The sequence below is a fragment of the Heyndrickxia faecalis genome (assembly GCF_040267745.1).
GTDB lineage: Bacteria > Bacillota > Bacilli > Bacillales > Bacillaceae_C > Weizmannia > Weizmannia faecalis.
In genome coordinates, this window is record NZ_CP158453.1 from 899,666 (window position 1) to 911,564 (window position 11,899).

Genomic DNA, 11,899 nt, shown 5'->3' on the forward strand with positions numbered 1-11,899 from the left:
ACTTGTATTCGAAAAAAGCATTCACAGCGTTTTGCCGTGAATGCTTTTTATTTATACTTCTACAAAAGGTTCTTCCTGAAAGGTATAGCCGGTTGCGAGTTCCAAAGTCTGAACGGCTTTAATGCCGATTACCTCTTTTAATTGGTCCAGCACTTGCCGGCTTGCGGTTTTATCGAGCGTGAGCACCATGATCGCTTCCCCGCCGATTTCTTTTCGGCCCACCTGCATCGTGCCGATATTGGTATCGTTGCTGCCGAGAATCGATCCGACCTGACCGATCATGCCCGGGATGTCCAGATGCCGGATATAAAGAAGGTGCTGTTCCGGGCGGAGATCGACACGGTAATCGTTCAGCTTCACGATGCGGCCACCGAACCCGTTAATGATCGAAGCGCCGATATTCACTTGTTTGCCTTTTTTATACAGTGCCAATTCCAAATAATTGGAAAAGCCCTTAAACGACGCATTGCGCTGCAGATTGTATGTCAACCCCTGTTCCTTTAAGAGATGGAGGGCATTGACAAGATTAACGGTGCTGCCGAGATGACGCGCCAGAATCCCTTTGATAATCGTTCTCGTCAGCAGTTTTGTATCTTCATCCAAAAGCTCGCCGGCGTACGTAATTTCAATTTTTTCCGGCGCTTCATCCAAAAGCTGGATGCCGAGCTGTGCCACCTGTTCGCCAAGAAGGAGGAACGGTTCCATCCGTTCGCGGTTTTCCCCGGAAGTTTGCGGCATATTGATGGCATTGCGGATCTCCTCAGATTCAAAAATATGGATGATTTCGTCGCTGACATCCGCCGCCACCCGGACCTGTGCTTCGCGGGTCGAAGCGCCGAGATGCGGTGTTACAATAACATTCGGCAGTTCCAAAAGCCCCGGCGTGATTTCCGGCTCGTTTTCAAAAACGTCCAGGGCAGCCCCTGCAACGCGGCCTTCCTGAAGCGCCTGAAGCAGCGCCTGTTCGTCAACGAGCCCGCCGCGTGCGCAATTGATGATGCGGACACCTTTTTTCGTTTTTGCCAAAAATGCTTCATTGATCAAATGCCTCGTTTCTTTCATCAGCGGCGTATGGAGCGTAATGAAATCGGCTTGGGCGGCAATTTCGTCAAGCGTTGCTTTTTTGATGCCGAGCTTTGCCGCGCGTTCTTCGGTTAAATACGGGTCATACCCGAGCACGGCCATTCCGAATGCTTTTGCCCGTTTCGCCACTTCTGTCCCGATTTTGCCCGTCCCGATGACGCCGAGCGTTTTCTTGAAAAGCTCGACGCCTTTGAACTTTTCGCGCTCCCATTTTCCCGCGGCTGCGGACTTGTGTGCCTGCGGGATATTGCGGGAAAGGGAAAGCATCATGGCGAGTGTATGCTCCGTTGCGGAAATCGTGTTTCCTCCCGGTGAATTGACGACAATAATCCCTTTTCTCGTCGCAGCATCGACATCAATATTGTCAACGCCGACCCCGGCCCTTGCTATGACACGCAAATTGCCGGATGCCTCAATGATGTCTTTTGTCACTTTTGTTTGGTTCCGCACAATCAGCCCGTCATATTGGCCGATTGTGGCTTTTAAATCTTCCGGCGCAATGCCCGGTTGGTGCTCAACGATAAAATCTTTGTGCGCATACAGTTTTTTTAAGCCTTCTTCGCTTACTTTATCCGTTACTAAAATGTTAAACATGTGCTTTCCATGCCTCCTCCGCTTTTTTCACCGCAATGCCGAAAGTGTCCCTTCCGTTCAGTTCGTGTACCGCCATTTCCAGCGCGGTTAAAACGTTGATCACGTCAAAAGGCGTGCTGTAACCCATATGACCAATTCGGAAAATTTTTCCTTTCAGCTGCTTTTGCCCGCTTGCGACGACCATTGAAAAATGATCCTGCAAATATTTTTTGATTGCCCCGGCTTGATCACCATCCGGTTTCACCGCTGTGACGGTCGGCGAAGCATCCGCGTCGTTTTCGACAAGGAGCGGAAGGCCCAAAGCTTTCACGCCGGCACGGGTCATATCGCGCAAAATTTCATGGCGCTTGATGACATTGTCCCAGCCTTCTTCCTCAATCATCCGGCACACTTCTTCCGCGCCAAACACAAGGGAAACCGGCGGAGTGAATGGAGTGGTCACAGCTTCATCATACGAATCGATATAACGGTTCAGGTCGAGATAAAACCGTTTCTCAGGGCCGTTTTTGATTGCCTCTTTGGCCCGTTTATTGACGGCGACAAAGGCAAGCCCTGGCGGCAGCATGAGCGCTTTTTGCGAACCGGAAACAAGGATATCAATCTGGTAATCTTCCATATTTGCAGGCACACCGCCAATGCAGCTGACGCCGTCAACGATATACAAGGCATCGGTCACTCGTTTTACAACGGCCCCAAGGTCTTTCACCGGGTTCAACACCGATGTGGATGTTTCGCAATAGGTGGCAAAAACCGCTTTGACCGGATCTTTTAGCCCCTTAAGGAACGTTTCCAGCTGTTCCGGGCGGCAGGCGGTTCCCCATTCTATATTGAGGCGGTGGACATGGGCGCCGTATGATTCGCAAATGGAAGCAAAACGCTCCCCGAACACGCCGGTGACAACGACAACGACATGGTCGCCTTCATGGACAACGTTGCAGACGGCGCTTTCCAGTGCGGATGTTCCGCTGCCGGCAATGACGACCACCGGTTCTTTTGTGCCAAAGACCGGCATCAGTTTTGTCGCCACTTGCTTCAGGCTATTTGAAAAGACTTCACTGCGGTGGGCGACCATAGGCTGGTTCATGGCCTGTTTTACGCGGTCCGGTACGGGTGTCGGGCCTGGTGTGAATAGCGATTCCTTACAAAAAAGCATGAGTACGTCAATCCTCCAATATAAAATTAAAATAAAACGTCCCTCCGCCACAAAAAAATCCTTGTGGAGGAGGGACGTCATGTACCGTGGTGCCACCCTCATTTGCTGCGAAATGCAGCCTCTGGGAAAATAACGGCATGTGCCGGGTGCGGCCTACATCATTTTCAGCCGGCCAGTTCAGAAGCGCTGGGCATTGTATCAGCAAAAGCATCGGTTCGCAGCAACCACCGACTCTCTGCGGCTTTTTGCAAATACGCCTTCTTCATCATTACTTTTCGAATATCATTTTGCTCTGTGCTAAATATTCTAACAGCAGATTTTAGTTCTGTAAAGGGAAAAATGAAATAATTTAAAAATCACCGTATTTTTTGATTCGCGCAGCAAAAAGGTTAATAACCTTTTTTATAGTCGACCAGATGAATGTCCGGCTTGCTGCCAGCGAGGTACCGTTTTAAATTTGGAATGAAGATATCCCGGACAACCCGCTCGTCATAATGTTCGGTTGAGCCGGCCGTGTGCGGGGTAATGATCACATTTTCCAGCTCCCAAAGCGGGCTGTCTTCAGGGAGCGGTTCCTTTTCAAATACATCCAGCCCGGCACCGGCAATTTCGCCGGAGGAAAGCGCATCCGCCAGTTCTTTTTCATTTGCGATTTCCCCTCTGCCGATATTGATAAAAAATGCAGACGGCTTCATCCGGGCAAATGCTTCTTTCCCGAATAAATGATACGTTTCTTTCGTAAGCGGCAGGCAGACGGCAACATAATCACAAAGCGGCAGCATATCATGAAGCTGACCGTTCGTATACATTTCATCTACAAACTCGGCAGGCGCACCGGAACGCCGCACGCCCAGCACTTTCATCCCGAAGGCTTTGGCAATTTTTGCCGTTTCAAGCCCGATTTCCCCGACACCGATAATGCCAATCGTCTTTCCATGCATTTCCAGCTTTAACCCGGCATGGTCCCATTTCTTTTTCGTTTGATTTCTGACATATGTATGGATTTTCCTTGTCAATGCCAGCATCATTGCAAAAATGGTTTCCGAAATCGGATAGGCGTGCACGCCGCTTGCAGAAGTGAGAAAGAGCCCTTTTTTCTCAAATTGTTCGAGTGGGAAACTGTTCACCCCCGCACTCCAGCTTTGAACCCAGCGGAGAGCGGAATCTTCCGATAATGCATCTTTTTCCATTTTTTTCCGAAAGCTCGCAATCACTTCCGCTTTCTTCACTTCATTCTGCCAATGCGCCGGATCCTTTCCGGCCAGTATGCGCCACTCCGGGACCAGTTTCCTGATTTCATCAAGCAGGCCGGGGGCAAGATTTTCCGCAATAATCATAGTTCTTTCCGCCATCAAACTCCCTCCCTCTAAAAATGTTGATGTATCAACGGTTTAAGCCGTTGTGGGGTGTCAAAAAAATATTTTTTGACACGCTTCCTAACAAAATTTTTATATTATGTGAAACTATTCCAACATACGGGTACGCTACGCGGTCACTACTGGATAATAATGGGAAGTAGTGATAGGAAATTATACGATGCACAATGGATCTCTGCGTAACTTATGATGACGTACCCTCCCATGTCTCTGGGCATCTGTGTGCCTACATTCCTTCGTTCGGTCTAGTCATAAGGCAGAGGCTAGCGAAGCTCCTTTAGGGACTCGAGGTCGAATGGAAAAAATAGTGCCAGCTTCTCCGTGTCATCCTGTTGTCTAGGTCTTACTAAGGATGTGAGGCCTTATTCAGCCTCTGCGAGACCAGGAATATCCCTCATCATTCGCTGTGCGTCGAACGGTTTGTGCTTCGTGCTAATTCCGTGTAACACTTTTAATAGCTTACCGCATAGAACCACAATGGATTGCTTCTTGCGTAACGGATTAACCTGACGGTTCGTGTAGTATTCATGCAGCTTTCTAAAGGCCTCATTATGGCGAATCATCGGCATCATTACCCGGAAAAGGAGGGCACGCAGTTTTCTTCTGCCTCTTTTGGAGATGCGTTTTTGCCCTTTGTGCAGACCGGAGGAGTTTTCACGTAACGTTAATCCCGCGAGTTTAATTAATTGGCGTGGATCTTGATAATGTGAAAAGCTTCCGATTTCAGCTAATAAGTCGACAATCGTTGTATCTCCAAGTCCTGGTACCGTTGATAGCCATTCATACTCTACAGATGTTTTTACAAGCTCAATTAACTGCCCTGTAATACTTTCAATATCTTGTTCTAGCTGATGGTAACGGCGGACAAGTGTGGCAATTTCAATACGGGCCATCTCAAGTCCTTCTGTTACTCCGATAGAGCCAGCCGCGACTTCAATAAGACGGACTGCTTTTGGTCTTTGAGGGGATTTTAGCCCCTCAACCTTACGAAAAAGGGATAGAACTTCATCGGGCTGTTTCTGGTAAAGATCACTTGGAAATGGTGTACATTCAAGTGCAGCTAAAGCCATCTTCCCAAAAGACGGAAACACCTGTACAAACTCTGGGAAATAGCGATCTAACCAACGAATAATCATGTTTTTGACAGCCCCTAATTCCTCTGTCAATTTACTCCTGAACGTCGACCCAACGCGAAGTTCGGCTTCCATGCCTTTTAAGATACGTGGGTAACTGAAACGTCCATCCTTAACTAAACGGGCAATAACCAATGCATCTTTGCGGTCATGCTTGGTTGGCAAATTGTCGTCCAACTCCTTTGATCGCTTTACATGCATAGGGTTTACCATGACCAAGGGGATACCCCTTTCCTCAAGAAAGTAGGCCAAATTGAGCCAGTAATGCCCTGTGGGTTCAATTCCCACAATGACTTCCGATTTCTCGTGTTCTTTCATTGCGGCTAAAACGCGCTGATAGAACAGTTCAAATCCATTTCCTGCTTGGGGCACAGAAAATGATTTTTGGAGCACTCGCCCACGGTCATCTACAATGCAAGCGTAGTGCGTACGCTTGGCAATATCAATTCCCACTACAAGTGTTTGTTCAGTGACTTGATTAATTTTCTGATTTTGTTTAAAATCCATTATGGAGTCCTCCTTGGTTACAAATTAGGGGTCATTCGTTAAGAGATGACACCCCGCATCATACCAGGAGGGCTCTCCTTTATTTCATTAAATCATATATTCGATATACCGCAAAAATTTCCTGCTTATTCTGGTAATTTCTGTCATATTCTTTTCACATTTGCAAAAACCGCTATCCCTTCAGCCTGTAAGCCTTATCAATCATTTGCATATATTTTTCCGGGTATAAAGCCCTATGAAAAAGAGACTAAAAGGTACGATAAAAGAAATAGTGATAACCGCTATGAAAATGAACAAAAGGAGTTGCCCTGTCATGCGAAAGATGGTAGAGAAACATGTACGGTGGAACATGAAAGCGAAATTGATGGTTTCGATCCTCGCAATCCTGCTCGTTCCATCTGTACTGATCGGATATTTTTCAATCAAATCAGCAGGAAGTGAAGTCCAATCGCAAATGCTGAATGCCGCCACGGAAAATGTCAATCTGTTGCAGAATATCATCCATGATGCGATCCAGCCGCGCATGGACGATGTGGATTATTTTTCTAAAAAAATTTCGGCCGAAACGGAAAAAAAGCCGTCCGAAATCAAGACGATGTTCAGCCAATATGCAAATCTGCATAACAATGTCTTGAATGTTTACGTTGGGACAGCTTCCGGGAAAATGATGATCGAACCGAATGGCAACTTGCCTGCAGGTTATGATCCAAGGCAAAGGCCGTGGTATAAGGAAGCGATGGAACAGCCCGGAAAAGCGGTTGTGACGGCCCCGTACCAGGACGCGATCACGGGGGAAACGATTGTCACCATTGCCAAAACGGCGCAAGACAACTCCGGGGTTGTCGCAGTTGACCTGAAAATGAGCGCGGTCCAAAAAATGGCGAAAGAAATCAAAATCGGGAAAAACGGGTATGCGGTGCTTGTAGACCCGGCGCGCCGCATCGTCGTGATGCCGGGAAGAAAACCGGGGGCGTATGCAAAAGAAAAAGTGTATGATACCGTATTTAACCATGTTTCCGGACACACTTCCTATACGTATCAGGGGAAGGAAAAAGTGATGGTTTATACAACCGACAGCCTAACGGGTTGGAAAATCGCAGGCACCGTGTACGCTGATGAGGTCGGTAAAGCTGTACAGCCGATTATCAATCGGATGATCCTTGTCATCGTCATTTTTCTTGTTCTCGGTACGGTATTAGCCTATTTTGTCATCCGTTCTGTGACACGGCCGATTAACCGCCTGAAGGAAGCAGCATTAAAAATTTCTTCCGGGGATTTAACAGAGGAAATAGATATCCGGAAAAAAGATGAAGTCGGCGAACTGGCTGTAAGTTTTAAAAAAATGCAGGACAGCCTGCGCGATCTTCTCGATCAGGTCGACAAAAGCGCGGAGATGGTCGTTTCCTCTTCAGAAGAGCTGAAGGCAAACGCGGAAAATACAACACAGGCAAGTCATGAAATCAACTCCGCTGCTGCCCAGATTGCAAGCGGTGCAGAAACACAGACGAACGGCACGGAAAACAGCGCCCAGGCGATGAGTGAAATTGCAAAAGCAATGGAAAAAGTAACCGACAGCACGATGGCGATTTCCAGCTTGTCCAATGCCACGCTCGAACATGCGAAACAAGGCGGCGAGGCTGTCCGTGAGACGGTCGCGCAAATGAAGTCCATTGCCGGTTCTGTCGCGCAATCCAACGCAAAAATCCAGGCACTCTTTGAAAATTCGAAGCAAATCAGCCAGATTACAGAAGTGATAAAAGGCATTGCGGCCCAGACGAATTTGCTTGCTTTAAATGCAGCGATTGAAGCGGCAAGAGCGGGCGAGCACGGAAAAGGGTTTGCGGTCGTGGCAGACGAAATCCGGAAATTGGCCGACCAGTCGCAAAACTCAACAAAAGAAATTGAAAAGCTGATTACGCAAATCCAGCATGATACGGAAGATTCCGTCCGCGAGATGGAACAAGTGTCCAAAGATGTGGAAACCGGCGTGTCACGTTCCAAAGATTCGATCGGAAAATTTGACACGATCATGAACGGAATGAAAGAGATCACACCGCAAGTAGAAGAAATGGCGGCGATCTCGGAAGAAATTTCCGCCTCCGTCCAGGAAGTGACTTCGACTGCGAACGAACTTGCCCAAATTGCTGAAGAAAATGCGGCGGCAACCGAAGAAATGGCCGCTTCCATTGAAAGCCATCTGAAGTCGATGGATGACATCAGCGATTCGGCAAGAGCATTGTCCTATCTGTCGGAATACTTACAGGAGATTGTGAAGAAATATAAGTTTTAAAGAAGAAGCGCCCAAAGCAGAAATCCCGGCTTTGGGTGCTTTTTTGGTTGGCGCCTTTTATAGGTTTAGCCAAAAATGGGAATAGAGATCCAAAAATTTTTGGGAGTGAATTTTGCTCCTCCCCACGACACACCGTGACGGTTGGCACGCGAGAAACCGATGGAGCAGCGGTCACTTTGCAAAAGGGCTTTAGGACGCCGGCAAAAAGTTTTCGGTGACAATGGCTCCGGCGTCCATTAAAATAAAACTAGGAAGATGATGAACAAATTTTTTGAAAAAGGAAATTCCCTTATGGAGGAGAGAAAAGCATGCATACATATGTCAATTGGCCTGATGTGGTATTTCAGTTGGGCTGGCTCATTTTTCTCTGTGCCGCCGGATTTGCTATTTATAAAATCATAAAAATCAGGAAAATGAAGAATCAGCATTTGAAAAAATAGTCAGGAACGGCTCTGAGCCTCTCCGGAGAAAGGGTTACATTACGGGCAAAAAACGGGAGGAAATGGGATGGAACTCACAAAGGAACAATTTAAGGCCGATTTCGAAAGAATGCTGTCGGACTACTTCACAATGGATGTGGAAAAATCTGATTTGACAGAGCAGTATGTTACACTCGGAAAATTGATCGGTTCTTATGCAGCAAAAGAATGGCGGAACACGAATCAGCGCTACTTGGAAAAAGGGGAAAAACAAGTTTACTATTTTTCAATGGAATTTTTGCTTGGCAGGATGTTGAAAAGTAATTTGTTCAACCTCGGAATTCTCGATACGGTCCGGGCGGGGCTTAAAGAAATGGGGATGGACCTGGAAGCGTTGGAACAGGTGGAACTGGATGCCGGACTGGGAAACGGCGGTCTTGGCCGGCTGGCAGCTTGTTTCATTGATTCAATGGCGACACATGCGATCCCCGGGCACGGGAACGGCATTCGTTTTAAGTACGGGCTTTTCAGGCAAAAGTTCGTCAACGGCTACCAGGTCGAACTGCCTGAAAACTGGCTGCGAAATGGCAATGTGTGGGAGACACGCCGGCTGAACAAGGCGGTAAATGTGCGGTTTTACGGCAACGTCCGGCTTGAGAAAGATGCATCAGGGCATTTTGTCCCCCATTATGAAAATGAGGAAATTGTACTTGCCGTGCCGTATGATACCCCGGTAATCGGTTACGGGGACAATACGGTCAACACTTTAAGATTATGGTCGGCGGAAATGCCGCTTGAGGATGCGAACACGGAGTACAATGCTTTTATTCAGCAGCAAAGCCGGATCGAAAGCATTTCGGAAGTGCTGTATCCTGACGATTCCAATTATGAAGGGCGTCTGTTGCGTTTGAAACAGGAATATTTTTTCGTCTCAGCAGGCATTCAAAGCATTATCCGCACCTATAAAAAACGCGGCCTGCCGATGTCCAATCTCGCCGAAAAAGTCGCAATCCACATCAATGATACACACCCGGCATTATGTGTCCCCGAACTAATGCGCATTTTATTGGATGAAGAAGGGATGGACTGGGAACCGGCATGGGATGTTACGGTAAAAGTGCTCAGCTATACCAACCATACCATTATGTCCGAAGCGCTCGAAAGTTGGCCGACAGATATGATGGCACAGCTTTTGCCGCGCATTTATCAAATTATTTGCGAGATTGACCGCCGCTATGCCGAGGACATGGCCCGTTTATATGACTGGGATATGATTGAGCGGACGAGGGTAATTTCGGGCGGGAGCGTGAAGATGGCGCACCTGGCAATCATTGGCAGCCATAGCATCAACGGGGTGGCAAAGCTCCATACGAATATTTTGAAAGAAAAAGTGCTTCGTGACTTCTATCACATTTTCCCGTCCAGATTTAATAATAAAACAAACGGCATTACTCACCGGCGCTGGCTGCTGCTTTCCAACGAACCGCTGCGCAGTTTTATTGACAGCAAAATCGGCAAGGAGTGGGCGACGAAGCCGACAGACCTGAAAATGCTGGAGCCTTTTCGCCGGGATGAAAACGTCCTGCGGCAACTTGCGGAAATCAAACAAATCAATAAGCAACGGCTGGCAGACTATATTAGGAAAAGGACAGGGCTCGCCGTCTGGACAGATGCCATTTTTGATGTGCAGGTCAAACGTTTCCATGCTTATAAAAGGCAGCTTTTGTATGTGTAAAATTTTACTCGACGGGGCATATGAGTGGAAAAAAATGGGAAGACGCTCTATCATCTAATTGTACACTTCAAGATGAACATCTAGAGAGAGAGGTCTTCCCATGGATATTATATCAATAATTGCTGGATTATTAAAGGATACAAAGAGTCTTATCGAATTTGAAGAACAGCTTAAACTTCTGATGCAGAAGGCTTTTACACAATGGGTTGGGGAAATATTTGAAGAGTTAGATAAAACAATTAAACAGGAGAAGTTAGAGGAGGGCTGGGTGTACTGCCGGAGTGATAACAGAAGCGTTCAGTTTCTATTTGGAAGTGTGACTTTTAAACGTTCATTAATGCGTGATAAGAGAGGGAACTCACATTATCCTCTGGATGAATGGTTAGGGCTGGTACCACACCAACGATACAGCCCGTTAGTGGAATTAAAGGTGGCAGAGTTGGCAAGTGAGAACACCTATCGGGAAGTAGCTGATATTTTAAAAGAGTGGACAGCAGTGAGTCTTAGTCACACAACTGTAGGGAACATGGTAAAACACGTAGGGAAAACTCAGGCGGAAGCCGATAAGGCACTTGTAGAAGAGCTAGAAATAGCTGTTTCCCTGCCTGAGGGGAAGAAGGTAGACTACCTGTTTTCTGAAGCAGATGGTGTATTCGTTCGGGGACTAAAAAAGAAACAGAGTATGGAAGTCCACCACGCCATTCTCTATGAGGGATGGCAAACCAATGGTAAAAGGGTCTCCCTGCGTCAGCCCACAGTCATCATGACAACGGAAGCCATCCAGACATTTTGGGATGAAGTCCAAGCCACAGCTGCCAACACCTACTCCCTCGAAAAAACGCATGTCATTACAAACAGTGATGGAGGTGCGGGATACACAGCTGAACGGTTTCAAACAGCATTCTCACAGTCGGAATTTCCGGTGCTCAACCAGCTGGATACCTACCACGTTGCACAAGCCATCATAAGGACATTTGGGGGCGGAAAGAGCGAGATCAAGGAGCAAATTAGAAAAGCGATTAGAACGCATGACCTGGACCAATTCACGTTATATTTGGATACGCACGAAAGCACCTTGACGGATAAAAAGGCTCTCAAGAAAATCAAGGAATTCCGTTCGTATATCTTGAAAAACTGGGACCGCATTTTTGACTGGAGAGACAGGGTGAAAAACGTGCCGGAAGGTGCGAGAGGCCTAGGAGCGATGGAATCGAATCAAAGGCATATCTCCTTCAGGATGAAAAAAAGGGGCATGCATTGGAGTGAACTTGGCGCAGAAGCCATGGTGAAAATCAAACAAGGCATACTCAATGGGACATTGAGAGAAGCCTATCTGAAACACCGTTCAAGAAGCGAGAGAAAGCAACGGAACTTGAAACAATCCATCAGGATGTCTCAACTACTCAAGCAGCCTGTACGCCCGTCAGTGGGCGTAAAGCACGGATCAGTTGCCCTGCATTCAAGCAGTTCATCGGCAATGGGACATTTAAGCAAAATATTAGAGCTTTCGTTTTAAGCCTGGCTCAGTGGGGACTGATCGTTGAGGCGCGCGAAATTTACGAGACTCCTGCGGGAAAAGCGAGCCAGGAGAGACCCCGCAGCGAGGTAC

Annotated in this window: 7 protein-coding genes and 1 other annotated feature; of the genes, 3 read left to right on the forward strand and 4 right to left on the reverse strand. The window is 47.4% G+C overall.

The features are described 5' to 3' along the window. Window positions 1-51: 51 nt before the first annotated feature. The 4 genes from serA to ABR335_RS04100 form a co-directional block, all read right to left on the reverse strand. A complete protein-coding gene (gene serA, locus ABR335_RS04085) occupies window positions 52-1,677 on the reverse strand; it encodes a phosphoglycerate dehydrogenase (RefSeq protein ID WP_026684362.1) in 1,626 nt (541 codons plus the stop codon). Further along, window positions 1,670-2,830: a pyridoxal-phosphate-dependent aminotransferase family protein gene (locus ABR335_RS04090; protein ID WP_014097324.1), complete on the reverse strand. Its 1,161-nt coding sequence runs from the start codon at window positions 2,828-2,830 to the stop codon at window positions 1,670-1,672. Before ABR335_RS04090 ends, serA begins: the two co-directional genes overlap by 8 nt. Window positions 2,831-2,897: 67 nt before the next feature. Continuing rightward, window positions 2,898-3,108: a binding site (T-box leader), on the reverse strand. Between the two features lie 111 nt (window positions 3,109-3,219). Next, entirely contained in the window at window positions 3,220-4,182 is a 963-nt protein-coding gene (locus ABR335_RS04095) for a D-2-hydroxyacid dehydrogenase (protein WP_017550951.1), read from the reverse strand. Window positions 4,183-4,568: 386 nt separating this feature from the next. Continuing rightward, the gene (locus ABR335_RS04100) at window positions 4,569-5,846 is read right to left on the reverse strand and encodes an IS110 family transposase (RefSeq protein WP_014096851.1); all 1,278 of its coding nucleotides are present in this window, start codon (window positions 5,844-5,846) and stop codon (window positions 4,569-4,571) included. Window positions 5,847-6,159: 313 nt separating this feature from the next. On the opposite strand from ABR335_RS04100, the gene ABR335_RS04105 reads away from it, so the two are divergent. The 3 genes from ABR335_RS04105 to ABR335_RS04115 all read left to right on the forward strand — a co-directional run bounded on the left by ABR335_RS04105 (window position 6,160) and on the right by ABR335_RS04115 (window position 11,806). Then, window positions 6,160-8,136: a methyl-accepting chemotaxis protein gene (locus ABR335_RS04105; protein ID WP_350346601.1), complete on the forward strand. Its 1,977-nt coding sequence runs from the start codon at window positions 6,160-6,162 to the stop codon at window positions 8,134-8,136. A 507-nt stretch (window positions 8,137-8,643) separates the two neighbouring features. Then, window positions 8,644-10,290 (forward strand): glycogen/starch/alpha-glucan family phosphorylase, encoded by a 1,647-nt coding sequence (gene glgP / locus ABR335_RS04110; protein WP_350346602.1) that lies wholly within the window; start codon window positions 8,644-8,646, stop codon window positions 10,288-10,290. Window positions 10,291-10,390: 100 nt separating this feature from the next. After that, window positions 10,391-11,806: an ISLre2-like element ISBco6 family transposase gene (locus tag ABR335_RS04115; protein ID WP_340713751.1), complete on the forward strand. Its 1,416-nt coding sequence runs from the start codon at window positions 10,391-10,393 to the stop codon at window positions 11,804-11,806. The last annotated feature ends 93 nt before the right edge of the window (window positions 11,807-11,899 follow it).